Origin of the sequence: Aquipseudomonas ullengensis, assembly GCF_014174475.1 — a bacterium.
GTDB lineage: Bacteria > Pseudomonadota > Gammaproteobacteria > Pseudomonadales > Pseudomonadaceae > Aquipseudomonas > Aquipseudomonas ullengensis.
On record NZ_JACJUD010000002.1, the window covers coordinates 262,280 to 279,003 of the forward strand.

The 16,724-nt window shown below is 64.2% G+C and carries 19 protein-coding genes; 12 read left to right on the top strand and 7 right to left on the bottom strand.

From position 1 onward, the window contains the following. Positions 1-109 precede the first annotated feature (109 nt). Both H3H51_RS06645 and H3H51_RS06650 read left to right on the top strand, forming a co-directional pair. On the top strand, positions 110-955 hold the full coding sequence (locus tag H3H51_RS06645) for a type 1 glutamine amidotransferase domain-containing protein (RefSeq protein ID WP_183088265.1): 846 nt from the start codon (positions 110-112) through the stop codon (positions 953-955). 16 nt (positions 956-971) lie between these two features. Continuing rightward, positions 972-1,391 (top strand): VOC family protein, encoded by a 420-nt coding sequence (locus H3H51_RS06650; RefSeq protein WP_183088266.1) that lies wholly within the window; start codon positions 972-974, stop codon positions 1,389-1,391. Positions 1,392-1,483: 92 nt separating this feature from the next. On the opposite strand, the gene H3H51_RS06655 is transcribed toward H3H51_RS06650, so the two are convergent. Beyond that, a complete protein-coding gene (locus H3H51_RS06655) occupies positions 1,484-2,713 on the bottom strand; it encodes an NADH:flavin oxidoreductase/NADH oxidase family protein (protein WP_183088267.1) in 1,230 nt (409 codons plus the stop codon). Between the two features lie 78 nt (positions 2,714-2,791). Between H3H51_RS06655 and H3H51_RS06660 the strand changes: the two genes are divergently transcribed. Continuing rightward, a complete protein-coding gene (locus H3H51_RS06660; RefSeq protein ID WP_183088268.1) occupies positions 2,792-3,208 on the top strand; it encodes a MerR family transcriptional regulator in 417 nt (138 codons plus the stop codon). 144 nt (positions 3,209-3,352) lie between these two features. Beyond that, a complete protein-coding gene (locus tag H3H51_RS06665; RefSeq protein WP_183088269.1) occupies positions 3,353-3,766 on the top strand; it encodes an HPF/RaiA family ribosome-associated protein in 414 nt (137 codons plus the stop codon). Positions 3,767-3,999: 233 nt separating this feature from the next. Here H3H51_RS06665 and H3H51_RS06670 read toward each other — a convergent pair whose 3' ends face one another. Beyond that, positions 4,000-4,593, bottom strand: coding sequence for a DUF502 domain-containing protein (locus H3H51_RS06670; protein WP_183088270.1), 594 nt, complete (start codon positions 4,591-4,593; stop codon positions 4,000-4,002). A 210-nt stretch (positions 4,594-4,803) separates the two neighbouring features. Between H3H51_RS06670 and H3H51_RS06675 the strand changes: the two genes are divergently transcribed. The 4 genes from H3H51_RS06675 to H3H51_RS06690 all read left to right on the top strand — a co-directional run bounded on the left by H3H51_RS06675 (position 4,804) and on the right by H3H51_RS06690 (position 8,132). Then, positions 4,804-4,977, top strand: a complete 174-nt coding sequence (locus H3H51_RS06675) for a hypothetical protein (RefSeq protein ID WP_183088790.1) — start codon at positions 4,804-4,806, stop codon at positions 4,975-4,977. 128 nt (positions 4,978-5,105) lie between these two features. Beyond that, complete coding sequence (locus H3H51_RS06680) at positions 5,106-6,419, top strand: NAD(P)/FAD-dependent oxidoreductase (protein WP_183088271.1); 1,314 nt, start codon at positions 5,106-5,108, stop codon at positions 6,417-6,419. A gap of 381 nt (positions 6,420-6,800) precedes the next feature. Then, the gene (locus H3H51_RS06685; RefSeq protein ID WP_183088272.1) at positions 6,801-7,553 is read left to right on the top strand and encodes a polysaccharide lyase family 7 protein; all 753 of its coding nucleotides are present in this window, start codon (positions 6,801-6,803) and stop codon (positions 7,551-7,553) included. A 45-nt stretch (positions 7,554-7,598) separates the two neighbouring features. Next, positions 7,599-8,132, top strand: coding sequence for a hypothetical protein (locus H3H51_RS06690; protein WP_183088273.1), 534 nt, complete (start codon positions 7,599-7,601; stop codon positions 8,130-8,132). 45 nt (positions 8,133-8,177) lie between these two features. Here H3H51_RS06690 and H3H51_RS06695 read toward each other — a convergent pair whose 3' ends face one another. Genes H3H51_RS06695 through H3H51_RS06710 form a run of 4 tightly spaced genes read right to left on the bottom strand, consistent with a single transcriptional unit; the run spans position 8,178 to position 11,623 of the window. Beyond that, positions 8,178-9,185: an ABC transporter substrate-binding protein gene (locus H3H51_RS06695; RefSeq protein WP_183088274.1), complete on the bottom strand. Its 1,008-nt coding sequence runs from the start codon at positions 9,183-9,185 to the stop codon at positions 8,178-8,180. Positions 9,186-9,243: 58 nt separating this feature from the next. Beyond that, entirely contained in the window at positions 9,244-9,957 is a 714-nt protein-coding gene (locus H3H51_RS06700) for a GntR family transcriptional regulator (protein ID WP_183088275.1), read from the bottom strand. A gap of 25 nt (positions 9,958-9,982) precedes the next feature. Further along, the gene (locus H3H51_RS06705) at positions 9,983-10,864 is read right to left on the bottom strand and encodes a polysaccharide deacetylase family protein (protein WP_183088276.1); all 882 of its coding nucleotides are present in this window, start codon (positions 10,862-10,864) and stop codon (positions 9,983-9,985) included. A gap of 33 nt (positions 10,865-10,897) precedes the next feature. Further along, positions 10,898-11,623 (bottom strand): aspartate/glutamate racemase family protein, encoded by a 726-nt coding sequence (locus H3H51_RS06710; RefSeq protein ID WP_183088277.1) that lies wholly within the window; start codon positions 11,621-11,623, stop codon positions 10,898-10,900. A 347-nt stretch (positions 11,624-11,970) separates the two neighbouring features. Here H3H51_RS06710 and H3H51_RS06715 point away from each other — a divergent pair, with 347 nt between their 5' ends. From H3H51_RS06715 to H3H51_RS06725, 3 genes are read left to right on the top strand one after another with little or no spacing between them, the layout of a single operon-like run. Next, positions 11,971-13,494, top strand: coding sequence for an amidohydrolase family protein (locus H3H51_RS06715; RefSeq protein ID WP_183088278.1), 1,524 nt, complete (start codon positions 11,971-11,973; stop codon positions 13,492-13,494). A gap of 58 nt (positions 13,495-13,552) precedes the next feature. Further along, positions 13,553-14,389, top strand: coding sequence for an ABC transporter permease (locus H3H51_RS06720; protein ID WP_183088279.1), 837 nt, complete (start codon positions 13,553-13,555; stop codon positions 14,387-14,389). Between the two features lie 5 nt (positions 14,390-14,394). Continuing rightward, on the top strand, positions 14,395-15,237 hold the full coding sequence (locus H3H51_RS06725; protein WP_183088280.1) for an ABC transporter ATP-binding protein: 843 nt from the start codon (positions 14,395-14,397) through the stop codon (positions 15,235-15,237). A 397-nt stretch (positions 15,238-15,634) separates the two neighbouring features. Here H3H51_RS06725 and H3H51_RS06730 read toward each other — a convergent pair whose 3' ends face one another. Continuing rightward, the gene (locus H3H51_RS06730) at positions 15,635-15,952 is read right to left on the bottom strand and encodes a putative quinol monooxygenase (protein WP_183088281.1); all 318 of its coding nucleotides are present in this window, start codon (positions 15,950-15,952) and stop codon (positions 15,635-15,637) included. Positions 15,953-16,114: 162 nt separating this feature from the next. Here H3H51_RS06730 and H3H51_RS06735 point away from each other — a divergent pair, with 162 nt between their 5' ends. Further along, on the top strand, positions 16,115-16,705 hold the full coding sequence (locus tag H3H51_RS06735; protein WP_183088282.1) for an NAD(P)H-dependent oxidoreductase: 591 nt from the start codon (positions 16,115-16,117) through the stop codon (positions 16,703-16,705). Positions 16,706-16,724 lie beyond the last annotated feature (19 nt).

The window sequence follows — 16,724 nt, forward strand, 5'->3', positions numbered from 1 at the left end:
TACCAGAAATAGAGTCTTTCGAATTATCGAATCATAGCGGTGCTTCTAAGATGCCCACCACCCAGGCAGCAATCCTGTTGCCACTGAATCTGCTCGCGGAGGCATTGCCATGAAGACGCCCAACCTGATCACCCTGGCCCTGCTCGGCACCCTCGCCAGTGGCGCCGCCTTGGCCGGCGAAAGCCAAGGCCGAGTGCTGGTGCTGTTGTCCAGCGAGAACCAGCTGGCACTCAAGGACGGCAAGCAATACCCCACCGGCTACTACCTCAACGAGTTCGGCGTGCCGGCTGACCAGCTGCTCAAGGCCGGCTATGAGCTGGTGCTGGTAACGCCCAGGGGCAATGCGCCGAGCATGGACAAGACCTCGCTCGACCCGATGTACTTCGGCGGCGATGCGGCCGAGATGCAGCGCATCCAGAAGGTGGTGGCTGGCATTGCCGGGATCGACGACAGCCTGTCGCTGCAGGAGGTGCTGGCTGGCGATCTCGATCAATATGGCGGCCTGTTGATCCCTGGTGGCCATGCGCCGCTGATCGACCTGGCCAACAACCCGCAGGTCGGCGCACTGCTCCAGCATTTCCACCAGGCTGGCAAGCCGACCGCCGCCATCTGCCACGGGCCGATTGCGCTGCTCTCGGCGCAGGCCGATCCACAGGGCTACGAGGCGGCGCTGGCGCGCGGTGAGCGGCCGGCGGCGCGCGACTGGACCTACCAGGGCTATCGCATGACCATCTTCTCCGAGCCGGAGGAAGTGCAGTTCGAGTCCTCGCTCAAGGGCGACAAGATTCGCTACTACCCGGGCCAGGCGATGAGCGCGGCCGGTGGCGAGCTGCAGTACGCCGAAGCCTGGAAACCCAACGTAGTGGTCGATCGCGAGCTGATCACCGGGCAGAATCCGTTTTCCGACCATGCCCTGGCCAAAACGCTGATCAACAAGCTGCAGGCCCGGGACTAGCCAAGAGGAATAATCGATGAAGTACCTGCACACCATGGTGCGCGTCAGCGACCTGGACGCCTCGCTGCGTTTCTACCGCGATGCCCTGGGGCTGAACGTGGTCAAGCAGCGCGAATACCCGCAGGGGCGTTTCACCCTGGTCTACCTGGCCGCGCCGGGCGACGAGGATGCCCAGGTCGAGCTGACCTACAACTGGGACAGCGAGGACTACGGCGGCGCGCGCAACTTCGGCCACTTGGCTTATGCGGTGGATGACATCTACGCGCTGTGCCAGCGGCTGCAGGAGCACGGCGTGACCATCAACCGCCCGCCGCGTGACGGCCACATGGCCTTCGTGCGCTCGCCAGACAATATCTCCATCGAGCTGCTGCAGGCCGGCGAACCGCTGGCGCCCCAGGAGCCGTGGCTGTCCATGGGCAACACCGGCTCCTGGTAATGCCGGGGGACTAGAACCTGCTCAAAGTCTGCTGCGCGTCGGCCATGCTGCGTTGAAATCGGGCTCTAGCTCGCGAGACTTTGAGCAGGTTCTCAGCCTGCGGCCATCAGGCGCTTGTACAGGCGGGTGCGGCGGGCGATCTTCAGTTGCTCCGATAGCAGCGCGCGCAGCGGCGAGACGTTTGGCTTGGGCTGGTCGCCACGGCTGAGGCGGCGCATCTGGAACTTCACCGTGGCCATGTAGGCCAGCGAGGCCAGGGCTTTCTGCTTCCAGCGGATTGGCGCCAGCTCGGCGCTGACCTGCCGCTCACCCGCCTGCCAGCGGCGCGGCAGGTTGGGTTCGATGGCCAGGGCGGTGGCGATGCCGGCCATGGCCACGCCACTTTCCAGTACCTGCTCGACCACCGGTAGACGGCGGATACCGCCGGTGACCATCACCGGCATCTTCGCCGCTGCGGCGATCTCGCCGGCGAATTCGAGGAAGTAGGCCTCGCGCGCCAGGGTCCGGCCGTCGCGCGCGTCGCCCTGCATGGCCGGCGCCTCGTAGCTACCGCCGGACAGCTCGACCAGGTCGACCGAAAGCTCGTTGAGCATCTGCACCACGCGCTTGGCGTCGGCACCATCGAAGCCGCCGCGCTGGAAGTCCGCCGAGTTGAGTTTGACCGCCACGCAGAAGCCCGGCGCCACCGCAGCGCGCACGGCCTTGACCACTTCCAGCAGCAGGCGCGCACGGTTCTCCAGTGAGCCGCCCCAGCTGTCGGTGCGCTTGTTGCTCAGCGGCGAGAGGAACTGGCTGAGCAGATAGCCGTGCGCCGCATGGATCTGCACGCCAGTGAAGCCGGCCTGTTCGGCCAGTTGCGCGGTGCGCGTGAAGCGCTGGATCAGGCCGCCGATTTCCTCGTCGCTGAGCGCCTTGGGTACGGGGAACATCTTCGACAGGCCGCCCAGCTCCAGGGCCACGGCCGACGGGGCGACGGTCTGCTGGCCGAGGTTGGCTTGCATCTGCCGGCCGGGATGGTTGATCTGCATCCAGAACTGCGCGCCCTGGGCACGGCCGATGCGCGCCCACTCGCGGAACTTGTCCAGCTGGCGATCGTCTTCCAGCACCACGCCGCCGGGGCCGGTCATGGCGCGGCGGTCGACCATCACGTTGCCGGTCAGCAGCAGCCCGGCGCCGCCTTCGGCCCAGGCCTGGTACAGGCGCAGCAGCTCGGCGGACGGGCCCTGGCTGGCGTCGGCCAGGTTCTCTTCCATCGCCGCCTTGGCGATGCGGTTGGCGACGGTGGTGCCGTTGGGCAGTTGCAGCGGTTGGAAGGCAGTCATGACGTACTCCGGGGGTAGCAGATGGAGCAAGCCTAAGGTTAAAGTCAACTTTAAGGTCAATAGCCGTGAGTGAGAAAAATGAAAATAGGTGAGCTGGCCAATCGTTCGGGCCTGGCGCCATCGCGCATCCGCTTCTACGAAGCCAGCGGGCTGATCGCCGCGCAGCGTCAGGCCAATGGCTATCGCGAGTACCCGGAGCAGACGGTGCAGATCCTCAACATCATCACCGGCGCCCAGCAGTCGGGGTTCAGCCTGGAAGAAATCCGCCGCCTGCTACCCAGCAGCGAGCAGCAGGGCTGGCCCCACGACGAGTTGCTGGTCAGCCTGCAGCGCAAGGTTGGCGAGATTGAGGTCATGCAGCAGCGCCTGGCGCAGAACAAGGCGCACTTGCTGAGCATCATCGCCGGCATCGAAGGCAAGCCGGAAGGCATGTCGTGCCAGGTCAACGCCGAGCGGGTGCTGGCCAATCTGCGTGATACACGTGAAGCCGACTAGGCATGCGGGTTTGCCATCGCCAGGACATATTCGGCAAGCACTCGGGATTTGCTCGGCGCCTTCGATAGGAGTAATAGATGGGGTGCTGAACCTCGATGGCGGCAACGCCTCGAACGAACACCCCAAGCAAAATGAGGAAGCCTTATGCAAGTTCAAGTGCACGCGAATCAGATTGAAGGCAGTGCTCGGCTTCAGGAGTGGGTTAGCTCGGCCGTGATGGACAAGCTGGATCATTTCGAGGAGCGGCTGAGCCGGGTGGTAGTACATATCAGTGATGAAAACGGCCATAAATCCGGCCCCGACGACAAACGCTGCCAGATCGAGGCGCGTCCCAAAGGCCACCAGGCCATCTCGGTTACCCACAAAGCCCACGACATGGGTGTCGCCGTAGACGGCGCCGCCGAGAAAATGCGCCACGCGCTGGAACACCTGACCGGGCGGCTCGAATCCCGCGTGGTCTCCACCGGCCGCCTCGAAGCGTCCGACGATGTCATCCTCACCGATGCCTTGCTGCAGGAGGACTTCCTGGCCAAACAGGAAGAGCTGGACAAGGACTGATCGCGAATTCGCTCACCCCACATAAGGAAACCGCCCGTATGGGCGGTTTTTTATTGCCTGCTCGGTGCGCGTCGGGCCTCAGGGTTTTGCTGCCCGCGCTTTGCACTTCATCGTCTCGGCTTCATCGCCCCAGACTACGCTGGCTTCGCCCTGGCAGGCCGTCCAGGGTGAAGATGGCCAGGCGTGTGGATGTGTTCATGCGCGCTCTCATGGTTATTCAGCGCCACCTCTACTCAAGCCTTCTCCAGCCAGGGCATGGCCATTTCCAGGGCGCCACGGCCGCCGCGACGCAGGCTGCCGAGCAGCGGTAGCCAGGGCATGTCGGTCACGCGTACTGCGCTGGCGGGCATCAGTCGCACTTCGCCTGCGGTACTGCCGGCCGGGCCGCCATCGGGGATATAGATGGTCAGCCAGTCGCCCTGGGCTTCGAACACCAGGCAAATGCGCCAGCCGTCACCCTCGGCGATCAGGCCGACTTTGACGCCCTCGAGGCTCTCCATACCGGTCAGGCGTGTGGTGGCGTCTTTCAGCAGCTGATAGCCCGGCAGGTTGCTCAGCACCTTGTCTTCCAGCGAGTGGCGCAGGGTTTGCGCCGGGGCGGTCTTGGCCAGCAGCCCGGCGAAAAAGCACAGCAGGATCAGCGCGACGAAGGCGACCAGGCTGAACAGCGTCACGCCCGCCACCGCATGGTCGCCGAACATCGGCAGCAGCTTCTGGATCGGGCCGCGCAGCAGGTGCACGGCTTTCTGGACCAGCACCGCGATCAGCACCAGCGGCAGGATAAACAGCAGCCCCCCGGCGACGGTGGTCTTGATGAACTTGAACATGGCGCTCTCCTTGTGGGCCGGGCAATCCAGCCGTACTGGTTCGAAGGCTAACCCATGCTGGCGCGGGGCAGTTCGGCGCCCGCGCTGTTTGCGGCTGACGCGGCAACAGCAGGCCGCGCGGATGCGCCTGGATTGTTTAGCGAGTGCATAACTGAACATGTAAAAAATCCGATTTAACCAACGCTAGCCGGCGTGCGAGTCTCCTCTTCCATGAGTGCCCCGATGCGTTATTTCCGCCAGCTGTTCAGCCTGCGTCTGCCCAAGACCCAGGCCCGCCTCGGCGCCGATCGGGCCAACCCGCTGCTTCCTGAAATCCTCGCCTTCTGGGCGCTCTGGCATTGCCGCCACGCACGCCCACCGGATCGCCCCTTCGCTGGATGCTGAACCCAGTAGCTGTCCTGGCCGCTGCCTGACCCGTTAGTGAAGCCATTTACCCGGTGTAAAGCTGTACCGCAGCTTTCACGGTGGAGCAGACCCACGGTCGTCCACCTCATGCAAACAAGGAAAACACGATGAACGCCGCCCTCCAGCCCGCGACTGCTGCCGCCGAACGCTGCAAGTCCTACTACAGCGCCACGCTCAATGAAGAGACCAATTACCCGACCCTGCAGGGCCAGGTCAGCGTCGACGTGGTCATCATCGGTGGCGGCTTCACCGGCGTCGCCAGTGCGGTGGAGCTGGCCGAGCGCGGTCTCAAGGTGGCCATCGTCGAAAGCAACAAGATCGGCTGGGGTGCCACCGGGCGCAACGGCGGCCAGGTCACCGGCAGCCTGTCGGGCGATGAGGCGATGCGCAAACAGATGCGCAACAGCATCGGCGAGGAAGTCGACGACTTCATCTGGCACCTGCGCTGGCGCGGCCACGACATCATCAAGAACCGCGTGGAGAAGTACGGCATCCAGTGCGACCTCAAGCACGGCCACCTGCATGCGGCGATGAAGCCCAGCCACATGGACGAGCTGAAAAGCGCCTACGAGGAGGCCCAGCGCCGCGGCATGGGCGACCAGGTCAGCCTGCTCGACCGAGACGACATGCGCCAGCACCTGGGCAGCGAGCTGTACCTGGGCGCGGTGAAGAACACCCGCAACATGCACCTGCACCCGCTCAACCTGTGCATCGGCGAGGCCAAGGCCGCAGAAAGCCTGGGCGCGCTGATCTTCGAACACTCCGAAGTGCTGGAAATCGTCCACGGCGCCAATCCTGCGGTGATCACCGCCCACGGCCGCATCGACGCCAAGCAGGTGCTGCTGGCTGGCGACGTCTACCACAAGCTCGAGCCGAAAAAGCTCAAGGGCAAGATCTTCCCGGCCATGGGCGGCATCGTCACCACCAAGCCGTTGGGCGAGCTGGCCAAGCAGCTCAACCCGCAGGACCTGGCCGTGTACGACTGCCGTTTTGTCCTCGACTACTACCGCATGACCGCCGACGGCCGCCTGCTGTTCGGTGGCGGCGCCAACTACTCCGGGCGCGACTCGCGGGATATCGCCGGTGAACTGCTGCCGTGCATCGAGCGCACCTTCCCGCAGCTCAAGGGCGTGCAGATCGACTTCCAGTGGAGCTGCGCCATGGGCATCGTGGTCAACCGCATCCCGCAACTGGGCAAGCTGTCGGACAACGTCTGGTACTGCCAGGGCTACTCCGGCCACGGCATCGCCACCACCCACATCATGGGCGAGATCATGGCCAACGCCCTGACCGGCACCCTCGGCCACTACGACACCTTCGCCGCGTGCAAGCACATCAAGGTGCCGATGGGCGACATCTTCGGCAACCCGATGCTGGCCGCCGGCATGTGGTACTACCAGATGATGGAAAAGTTGCGCTAACAGCCCGTAGGGCGGGTGCAGCCCGCGTTGCCGGCGACGCGGGTTGCACCCGCCCTATAGTCATGCAGCCCAGTCTGCCCACCGCTCCTACAGGGGGGGCGACCGTTTGTCCCTGAACCCCTCTGTCTCGGTACTTTCACTTGCCCTGTGCAGTCTTGCGTTGCATAAGAACCTATCTGCGATCTCCTGACTGTCGGCCATACGGCGTTAAAAACGGCCTCGGACTGCTCATTTACAGCTCGTAAACTGCGCGTCCTCGGCCGTTCTTTCCTTGTCTGGCTCTAATTCAGAAGTTCGTAGACAGGTTCTAAGAACGCTGGAGTTGCCAGGCGGGTGGTTGCCCGCCGTTGCGCTGAAGCGCAGTGGATCAGGGAGAACAGCATGCGTAGACCCTTCATTTGCCTGAGCCTCGGCCTGCTGGTGCTCGGCGGCTGTGGCAAGGATCAGGAACCCCAGCGCGACTACGCCGCGCCGGGCAGCAACTACGACCTTTCGCACTGGAAACTGACCTTGCCGGATGACCAGGCCAGCGAAGTGCGCGCCGAGAAACTCGAAGCGGGCTATGCCTCGCGCTACTTCCACCTGAGCGAAAGCGGCGCCATGGTGTTCATCGCCCCGGCCGGTGCCGGCACTACCAAGAATTCCGATTACCCGCGCTCGGAGCTGCGTGAAGTGCTCGACCCGGCGGACGACAACCGCAACTGGTCGGGCAGCGGCTTCCACCAGCTCAAGGCCAGTTGCCGAGTGATGCAGGCGCCGAGTACGGAAAAGATCATCGTCGGGCAGATCCACGGTTTCGACGCGCGTCCGCTGGTCAAGCTGCAGTGGCAGAAGGGCAAGCTGCGGGCGCTGATCAAGCAGCATCCCAAGGGCGACAACGAAGACCTCAGCCACACCTTCTCGGTGCCGGTGAACAACGACCTGTTCTCCTACAGCATCGAGGTGCGCGACGGCGTGCTCAGCGTCGAGGCCAACGGCGAGCGCTTCAGCCATGACTTCTATGCCGCCGACCCGGCTTGGCGCGATGTGGCCTTCTACTTCAAGGCCGGCGCCTATGTGCAGGACGATGACGGCAGTGCCGATGAGGTTGGCGAGGTGCAGTTCACCGAGCTGGCGGTGCACCACGGCGGGTAGCGGCGTATCCTGTGCGCCTTTCCAACTGCGCGTCAGGTCTGCCCGATGAAAGCCCAGCTCCTCGAACTCATTACCCTGATCAGCTCCGGCTGCATGACCGACGAGGAGATCGCCCGCATCGCCGACGAGGCCGATCAGGCCTACGCCGACCCGCAGGCGTTCCTCGCCGCCAACCCCGACATCAACTACGACGACAGCTTCCCGATCCCTCTGGGCGAATGGGTGGTGGTCGGCAGCCTGCCGGAAACCGTGCTGCTACTGGCCGACAGCTACGAAGAACTGTTGCAGAGCATCATCGAATCCTTCGGCCCGGACGTGACCTTCAACATCAAGCCCAAGCAGCTGGCCAAGGTCGAGCCGCTGAAGGCGCTGAACCGCATCCAGGTGCAGCTTTCCAGTATGTACAAGGAGAAGGGCGGCTATGTGCTGGTGGACCTCAGCGAGCCGCTGGATGACGAGCTGCAGTGCGTGCTCGTCTACACCAGTGACCTGGCGCGGGTGGTGGAGCTGGCAGTGGCGGTGGGGATCTACGCCGCGCCAGCCTACGAGAGCCTCAAGGCCGCTCAGGAAGGCGAATAGCCTGCGCTGACGGGCCATGCCGCAAGGGCATGGCCCGCAGTTGGCTTACTGGCTCAGGGCCTCGACGAACTGCGCATCGAAGGTGTCGGCGAAGTCTGGAATCACCGGGATCTGCCCGTTGGCCTTGAGCAGGTCGGCAATCACCGCGCCGCTGCCGTAGAACGACGTGGTGGCGTCGGACTTCTCGAAGTTCTTGCCCATCTCATGCAGCGGGATGTTGTACACGCCGGACAGTTGCTCCTTGGCTTCGGCCGGGGTGACGCCGAGCACCTTGGCGATGATCTGCGCCGACTCGTCCGGATGGCTCTGCATATAGGCCAGGCCGTCCAGGTAGCCTTTGAGCAGCGCCTTGATCGCCTCGGGGCGTTTGGCGATGACGCCTTCTTCGAAGGCCAGCACGTCGGTAATCAGCCCCGGCGCATCCTTGGACGAATACACCACATGGTACTTGTCGCCCGGCATGTTCACGGTCTGCGACACGTTGGGCTCGTAGGTCACGCCGATCGGCAGGCTGCCGGAGGCCATGGCGCTGGGGATGGCCTCGGGGCTGAGGTTTACCGAGATGATGTCCTTGCTGCTCATACCGTGGCTTTTCAGGGCGTAGGCGAGCAGGAAATCGGTGGTCGACAGCGGGCTGAAACCGACCTTCTTGCCCTTGAAGTCCTGCACCGAGGTGATGGATTTCTCCGCGACTATGGCATCGCCACCGTTGGAGAAGTCGATCGGCAACACTGCGCGTTGCGGAATACCCTTGGCCACCGACGCCACCACCTGGTCATAGGTCAGGGTGCCGCCATCCAGCGCACCACTCATCATTGCCGGCGGCACCATGGTCGGGTCGTTGAAGAATTGCAGTTCCACCTTGAGCCCATGGGCCTTGTACAGGTCGAGCTTGTCAGCAATGTAGAAGGGCGCCTGGCCGACCCACACCACGGTGCCGATTTTCATCGTTTCCATAGCCTGGGCACTTAACGACAGCACGCCAGCGGCGGTGGCCAGGCTCACGCCGAGAAGGGTCTTGCGCAACGAGCTAGCGGTAAAGACTGAAGTCATGATGAAGCTCCTGTACGTGTATGAGGGTCAGTGCGGGTTGGGTTCAGGTTTTTTTCTTCTATTGCGTGGGGGCAAACAGGTCTTTCAGGTCAACCTGTTCAGGTTTGGGTTCGATCAGCAGCAACTGCGCTTCCAGCTCTTCGATATGGCGCAACATGGCCTGGGCGAACCGGGTCTTGTCGCCTTCGAGCAGGTCAACCAGGTCGGCGTGACAGGAGTGCGAGCAGACCTCGCTGTGCGGGCGCTCGTAGATCGCCGTGACCAGCGCCGAGCGGGCCATCAGGTCGCGCAGCAGCTCATGCAGGATCGGGTTGCCGTACAACTCGGCCAGCAGCACATGGAAGTCGTGGGAGGTGCGCAGCTCGGCGGTGCGGTCGTCGCCCTCCTCGGCGTGGGTTTCCTTCTTCACATGCTCGCGCAGAAGGCTGATGCCGGCGGCGTCGATGCGTTGCACCACTTCGGCGGCCAGGGCCACTTCGATGATTTTGCGGGCCTCGAACACGTCGCGGGCTTCGCGTGGCGACGGCTTGGCGACGAAGGCGCCCCGGTTGGGTTCCAGGGTCACCACCTTGTCTCGGGCCAGTGCCTGCAGGGCCAGGCGCGTGGATCCACGGCTGGCGCCAAAGGCTTCCGCCAGTTGCTCTTCACTGAGCTTGGTGCCGGGCAGCAGGCGCTGCTCGCTGATGGCGCGGTAGATGTCCTGGTACATGCGCTCGCTGTCCGGGTTGACGGTCTTGGCGGCGGTCTTGGCTTTGTTGGCGGGGCTGGCCATATGGGTCTGCTCGCTCGGTTCCGGGTTAGACGGCCAGGCCGGGGTCGGCCTGCACGCTGTGGTAGATCTGGTCGGGGGTGGTCAGCCAGATCTGCTCGCGCTGCGCGCAGATGTGCTGCAGCGCCTGGGTCAACTGACGCAGGCGGAATGGCTGGCCGCTGATGAAGGAGTGAATCACCACCGACATCACCAGCGGCTGGTCGCTCGCGGCGTTGAGCAGCTCGTCGAACTGGTCGGTGATCATCTGGCGAAAGTCGCTGGCGCTGGCCTGGCGGCCGATGATGGTCGAGCTGTCGTTCAGCTCCAGTGCGTAGGGGATGTGCAGGAAGCGCCCGTGGCTGCTGTTGAGCCACACCGGGCGGTCGTCCATGCCCAGGTCCAGCACATAGCCGTAGCCAGTTTCGGCCAGCAGGTCGACGGTGTTTTCGGTCTGGCTCAGCCAGGGGCTGGACCAGCCCAGCGGTGCTTTGCCGGTGGCCTGCTGGATGCGCTGGCTGACGCTGGCGAGGTATTGGCGTTCATCCTCGCGGGCACGCCCGGCCAGCGAGTCGGAATTGCTCAGGCCATGGCCGATCAGCTCGCAGCCGGCCGCGCTGAGCTGTTCCACCAGGCCCGGTGCATGGTCATAGACCGCGGTGTTGAGCAGCACCGACAGCGGCACCTCATGCTCGGCAAAACGCTGTTGCAGGCGCAGCGCGCCGACGCGGTTGCCGTAGTCGCGCCAGGAGGTGTTGGCGTAGTCCGGGTAGGCCATGCCGCTCATCAGGTTCTCGGTCAGGCCGGGGCCGAAGTTGTATTCCTCGACGCCCATCACGAAGTAAACCGCCAGGCGTGCGCCGTTCGGCCAGCAGCGCGGGTTGGCCGCGGTGATCGGGGTGTAGGGGTAGCGGTTGTGGCTGCTGAGCATGGACGGCTCCGGTAATGAGAGGGGAACGGCCACTTACAGGCCGGGCCACTGGGCGCGCAGGTCGCGCGGTGGAAAATCGAAGCTGCTGTGCTTGCTGGTTTTCAGGCCCATGGCGACCAGGCCTTCGGCCATCTTCAGCGCGGCGCAGACACCATCGATGACCGGAATGCCGAGGGCCTGCTGCAGCGGTTCGACCATCTCGCTGAGCCCGGCGCAGCCGAGGATCAGCACCTCGCAGCGGTCGTGCGCCAGGGCCGCATGGGCCTCGTCGAGCAGCGCCTGGTAGAGCGCCGCGTTGTCTTCTTCCTGGCAGTCGTCGACCTGTACATCGATGGCGCGCAGGCCGGCGCAGCGGTGCTGCAGGCCACATTCATTGAGTACGCGGCGGGCGTGGATAAGGGTGCGCGGCGGCAGGGTGATGATGCTGAAGCTGGCGCCCAGCAGGCAGGCGCTGAACAGCGCCGCTTCAGTCATGCCGATCACCGGCCCGCGGGCGACTTCGCGGGCGGCGGCCACGCCGGTATCACCGAAGCAGGCCACCACATAGGCATCCACGCCGTTGGCTTCGCCGTCCTGCACCTGGGCGATCACGCCGAGGCTGGCCCAGGCTTCATCGACATGGCTTTCCACCGAGGGGGTGCCGAGCCGAGGCTGGGTGGCGAACACCTCGGTGCCGGCGGCGGCGATCAATTGGGCGCTGTGTTGCAGGCGTTCGGTGAAGGCGCGGGTGGTGTTGGGGTTGATCAGCTGGATTCGCATGCGGGGCACTCGGCCTGATGGTTCATGTCAGGGCTAGAGCAGGGAGCGGGCCAACTTTCGTCTATCGATTAAATGTTTATTTAAATCATGTTGTTAGGGTTCTTGTTGGGTTCTTTGGCTGGCGCCGACGCGCTGTGCGTTGCGATCCAAAGCGGAGCATTGCTAACCATCTTGGTGCAATCGTTAACAATTTATTTTGATGATTGTTAACGATATTCCTGGCCAGTTTTTCCAGTGAAATGCCGGTGGCGCAGGGGCTGGCGCTGAATCGAAGACGGGTAGACAAGGATTGGCCTGGGTTTTGCGATGACTCCGCTACTGCGCAACGCTTAGCCGAGAGAGCCCCAATGCCTGCAGCACGTGCAATCCATATCCGCCAGGCCCGGCTGTTATGCCTGGATGACGATGACCGCCGTTATGACGAGGCTGATCTGCTGATCCTCGATGGGCGTATCGCCGCTATCGGCCCGGTGCTGGATGCCCAGGTACCGGCCGGTGCGCAGGTGATCGAAGGCAAGGGCCTGCTGGCGATGCCGGGGCTGATCAACGCGCACTTCCATTCCCCCGGCAACTTCCTCAAGGGCCAGCTCGATAGCCTGCCGCTGGAAGTCTTCATGCTCTATGAAGTACCGCCGCTGGCCGCAGAGGGTGGGGCCGAACGCATGGCGTATCTGCGTACCCTGCTGGCTGCCCTGGAAATGCTGCAGCGCGGCATTACCGCCGTGCACGACGACGCCTACCACGTGCCGCTGGTGACCGAGCAGAGCCTGGATACGTTGATGCAGGCCTATCGCGATGCCGGCATTCGCGCCACGGTGGCGATCGACCAGCCGAACGTCGTCGAGTACGACAAATACCCCTTCCTGCATGACCTGCTGCCCGAGCCCCTGCGTGAGCAGATGCGCGCCGCGCCACGGCAGACCGATGCGCAGTTGCTGGCCATGTACGACCACCTGATCAGCCGCTGGCACGGTGCCGAGGATGGGCGCCTGGCGGCTGCGGTGTCCTGCTCGGCGCCGCAGCGGGTCACGCCCGAATACCTGCAGGCGCTTGGCGAGCTGAGCCGGCGGCTGGACCTGCCGTTCAATATTCATGTGCTGGAAACCAAGCTGCAGCGCGTGCTGGGCGAGGAGAAGTACGGCCAGTCGCTGGTGCAGTTGCTGCAGCAGCGCGGCGTGCTGGATGAGCGTTGCCAGATCATCCACAGCATCTGGGTCGACGATCAGGACATCGCCCTGCTGGCCGCCTCCGGCTGCGTGGTGGCGCACAACCCGGTGTGCAACCTGCGCCTGGGCAGCGGGGTGATGCCGTTTCGCAAGCTGCGCGAGGCCGGGGTGACCATCGCCCTGGGCACCGACGAGCTGTGTTCCGACGACACCGCCAACCTGTGGTTCGCCGGCAAGACGGCGGCGCTGATCCATAACCTGCACACCGCGGATTTCAACCAGTGGCCACAGGCCGGTGAGATCCTGCAAAGCATGACCCGCGGCGGCGCCTGCTCGCTGCGCATGGACGGCCAGCTCGGCCAGCTCAAGGTCGGCGCCTGCGCCGATGTGATCCTGCTCGACATGGACACCTGGGCCTTCACCCCGCTCAACGACCTGGTGCGCCAACTGATCTATTGCGAGGACGGCAGCTCGGTGCGCTACACCCTGGTCAATGGCCGGGTGGTGTATGCCGACGGCGACTTTCCGGGGCTGGATGTGAAGGCCATCCGCCGCGAGATCCGCGAGCTGGGGCAGCTACTGCAGAGCCAGCATGCCGACACCGAGGCCCATGCCCAGCAACTGATGCCCTACTACCGCGCCATGTACGACCAGGCCCACGCCCGCGATGTCGGGCTGCGCAGGAGATTGGCCGATGCCGACTGAACCCTCTATTCGCCCCGACCCAGAACAGCCGCTTACCCCGGTATCAGGAGAGCAGGTCATGACTGCCTATCAACCCGTTCCATCGCCGCGTACAGCGGTGCGTCCTGCCCGCCCCAGCTGGTGGGTGATCCGTGGCGAACTGCCGCGCGGCGCCATCTGGGGCCTGGCTGGCGCCGGCCTGCTGCTGCCGCTGCTGGTCTGGTGGGCCTGCGCCGCGCTGGGCCTGAGCAACCCGATGTTCATGCCCGGCCCGGACGCGGTGCTGGCGCGGGTCGGCCGCTGGTGGACGGAAGAAGGCCTGCTCGCCGACATCGGCATCAGCGTCTACCGAGTCATGGCCGGCTTCGCCGCCTCGGCGCTGATCGCCCTGCCGATCGGCCTGTACATCGGCACCTACCGGCCGGTGCAGGCGTTTCTCGAACCGCTCACCGACTTCATCCGCTACATGCCGGCGGTGGTCTTCATTCCGCTGATCATGCTCTGGGTCGGCATCGACGAAGGCTCGAAGATCCTCATCATCTTCATCGGCACCTTCTTCCAGATGGTGCTGATGGTCGCCGAGGACGTGCGCCGCGTGCCCATGGCGCAGATCGAGGCGGCGCAGACCATGGGCGCCTCGCGCAGCGAGATCGTCAAACTGGTGATCCTGCCATCGTCCCGCCCGGCGCTGCTAGACACCTTGCGCATCACCTGCGGCTGGGCCTGGACCTACCTGGTGGTGGCCGAACTGGTGGCCGCCAACTCGGGCCTCGGCTACGCCATCCTCAAGGCCCAGCGCTACATGCACACCGACAAGATATTCGCCGGCATCATGCTGATCGGCGTCATCGGCTTGCTCACCGACCAGGCGTTCCGCTGGCTCGGCCGCGTGGCCTTTCCCTGGATGAAGAGGTAAGCGCCATGACTGACAGCAAGATCCAGATCCGCCACGTTGGCAAAGTGTTCAACAGCCAGGGCCGCAGCGTGCAGGCCCTGCAGGACGTCAGCCTGGACATCCAGGCCAACGAATTCATCACCTTCGTCGGCGCCTCCGGCTGCGGCAAGTCGACCCTGCTGCGCTCGGTCGGCGGCCTGGAACAGCACAGCGTCGGCGAAATCCTCGTCGACGGCCGCGCGGTCAACGGCCCCGGCATCGACCGCGCCATGGTCTTCCAGCACTACAGCCTGTACCCCTGGCTGCGGGTGATGGAGAACATCAAGTTCTGCCGCCAGCTCAAGGTGGTGTCCGACACCGTGCGCAGCGATGCCGACGTCGAAGTCGCCAGCGGCCGCGCCGATGCCCTGCTGACCCTGATGGGCCTGTCGGCCTTCGCCAAGGCCTACCCCAACCAGCTCTCCGGCGGCATGCAGCAACGCGTGGCGATTGCCCGCGCACTGATGCCAAAACCGGAAATCCTGCTGATGGATGAACCCTTCGGCGCCCTCGATGCGCAGACCCGCGAGGTGATGCACGACCTGATCCGCCATGTGCACCGGCTGGAGAAGAGCACGATTTTGTTCGTCACCCACGACGTGGAAGAGGCGATCTACCTCGGCGGCCGCGTGGTGCTGATGGCGCCGCGCCCAGGACGCATCGACACCATCTACGACGTACCGCTGCCGGCCGAACGCAACCAGGACATGAAGCTCTCGGCGGAATTTCTCAGCCTCAAGCGCGAGATCCTCGCACGCATCCGCGAGACCTCGGGGATGAACACCGACCTGGAACTGCTGGAACAGCTGACCCGCACCGTGCCGGCCTGATAAACCCCCGTCATCCCCGCGAAGGCGGGACAGCGGCTCCATCACTGAACAGCGCTTGCGCTGGCCCGAAGGGGGATCAACCAGAAAGGCTTGAGGCCGTGGGCAGATACAGGAAAGCGCCGGGTTGCCGGCCACTGGGTTCCCGCCTGCGCGGGAACGACGGGGGTTGGGAGCCGGGTAGGGTGGATAACGCTGCGCTTATCCACCAAGGCGCACAGACAGGCCGCTTCATCCTTGATAGATCGACACTGAATATTCCCAGCCCGTCATCCTCGCGAATGCGGGGATCCAGTAGCCGGCAACTCCGCGTCTCCCGTCTCTACGCGCTGCCTGCAACCTTTCTGGGTCCCCGCATTCGCGAGGACGACGGGGAGGTGGCCTACGAATAGGCCTGCCTTCAGTCGCGCTGCGCCGAAGACTGGCTGAGCATCTCGATCGGGCGGATCTCGAAGTCGCGGGTCAGGTAGTCCATGCGCTGTGCATGGAAGCGGCGCATGTGCGGCAGGGCGGAGTGGATGTCCAGGTGTTCGCGCGACTGCCACACCTCGAAGAACACGAACAGGTTCGGGTCTTCGCGGTCGCGCAGCATGTGGTATTCGATGCAGCCGGCCTCGGCGCGGCTGGGTTCGACGTAGGCGCCGAACAGCGCGGCGAACTCGTCGGCTTTTTCCGCTTTGACGTGGGCGTGCAGGATGAAGCCGTGTAACTCGCTCATGGGGTTTATCCACTGGCTGGTAGGAAGTGGGTAAACCTTATCGCAATAGTTGATGATCTATTCGTGACTTATCCGCAAGTATGCTTTGCCTGGCGCAGGGTTTTTCCGCAGGGGCGTGGCCGGTAGTCTGCCGGCCATCGAAACCTTGCCGAGGCCCTAGCCATGAAGAAAGTCCTGCTGCTCAACGGTGGTAAACAGTTCGCCCACTCCGATGGTCGCTACAACGCGACCCTGCATGACGCGGCCGCCAGCCTCCTTGATCGTGCCGGGGTTGAGTTCAAGACCACCCAGATCGATGCCGGTTACGACATCGATGAAGAGGTGGCCAAGTTCCTCTGGGCCGATGTGATCATCTATCAGATGCCGGGTTGGTGGATGGGCGCGCCCTGGACCGTGAAGAAGTACGTCGACGAAGTGTTCACCGCCGGGCATGGATCGCTGTACGCCAACGATGGCCGTACCCGTTCCGACGCGTCGCAAAAATACGGCAGCGGCGGTTTGCTGCAGGGCAAGCAGTACATGCTGTCGCTGACCTGGAACGCACCGCAGCAGGCCTTCGACGATCCGACGGACTTCTTTGGCGGGGCGGGTGTGGATGCGGTCTACCTGCCATTCCACAAGGCCAACCAGTTCCTCGGCATGAGCGGGCTGCCGACGTTCTTGTGTGTGGATGTGATGAAGCGGCCGGCGATCGAGGCGGATGTCACCCGTTATCAGGCCCATCTGGCGCAGGTATTTGATCTGCCGAGCTGAAGGTCCGGCGGGGGAGAAT

Coding starts and splice junctions, on each gene's coding strand:
- H3H51_RS06645 (WP_183088265.1), top strand. CDS start 110: ATGAAGACGCCCAACCTGATCACCCTGGCCCTGCTCGGCACCCTCGCC.
- H3H51_RS06650 (WP_183088266.1), top strand. CDS start 972: ATGAAGTACCTGCACACCATGGTGCGCGTCAGCGACCTGGACGCCTCG.
- H3H51_RS06655 (WP_183088267.1), bottom strand. CDS start 2,713: ATGACTGCCTTCCAACCGCTGCAACTGCCCAACGGCACCACCGTCGCC.
- H3H51_RS06660 (WP_183088268.1), top strand. CDS start 2,792: ATGAAAATAGGTGAGCTGGCCAATCGTTCGGGCCTGGCGCCATCGCGC.
- H3H51_RS06665 (WP_183088269.1), top strand. CDS start 3,353: ATGCAAGTTCAAGTGCACGCGAATCAGATTGAAGGCAGTGCTCGGCTT.
- H3H51_RS06670 (WP_183088270.1), bottom strand. CDS start 4,593: ATGTTCAAGTTCATCAAGACCACCGTCGCCGGGGGGCTGCTGTTTATC.
- H3H51_RS06675 (WP_183088790.1), top strand. CDS start 4,804: ATGAGTGCCCCGATGCGTTATTTCCGCCAGCTGTTCAGCCTGCGTCTG.
- H3H51_RS06680 (WP_183088271.1), top strand. CDS start 5,106: ATGAACGCCGCCCTCCAGCCCGCGACTGCTGCCGCCGAACGCTGCAAG.
- H3H51_RS06685 (WP_183088272.1), top strand. CDS start 6,801: ATGCGTAGACCCTTCATTTGCCTGAGCCTCGGCCTGCTGGTGCTCGGC.
- H3H51_RS06690 (WP_183088273.1), top strand. CDS start 7,599: ATGAAAGCCCAGCTCCTCGAACTCATTACCCTGATCAGCTCCGGCTGC.
- H3H51_RS06695 (WP_183088274.1), bottom strand. CDS start 9,185: ATGACTTCAGTCTTTACCGCTAGCTCGTTGCGCAAGACCCTTCTCGGC.
- H3H51_RS06700 (WP_183088275.1), bottom strand. CDS start 9,957: ATGGCCAGCCCCGCCAACAAAGCCAAGACCGCCGCCAAGACCGTCAAC.
- H3H51_RS06705 (WP_183088276.1), bottom strand. CDS start 10,864: ATGCTCAGCAGCCACAACCGCTACCCCTACACCCCGATCACCGCGGCC.
- H3H51_RS06710 (WP_183088277.1), bottom strand. CDS start 11,623: ATGCGAATCCAGCTGATCAACCCCAACACCACCCGCGCCTTCACCGAA.
- H3H51_RS06715 (WP_183088278.1), top strand. CDS start 11,971: ATGCCTGCAGCACGTGCAATCCATATCCGCCAGGCCCGGCTGTTATGC.
- H3H51_RS06720 (WP_183088279.1), top strand. CDS start 13,553: ATGACTGCCTATCAACCCGTTCCATCGCCGCGTACAGCGGTGCGTCCT.
- H3H51_RS06725 (WP_183088280.1), top strand. CDS start 14,395: ATGACTGACAGCAAGATCCAGATCCGCCACGTTGGCAAAGTGTTCAAC.
- H3H51_RS06730 (WP_183088281.1), bottom strand. CDS start 15,952: ATGAGCGAGTTACACGGCTTCATCCTGCACGCCCACGTCAAAGCGGAA.
- H3H51_RS06735 (WP_183088282.1), top strand. CDS start 16,115: ATGAAGAAAGTCCTGCTGCTCAACGGTGGTAAACAGTTCGCCCACTCC.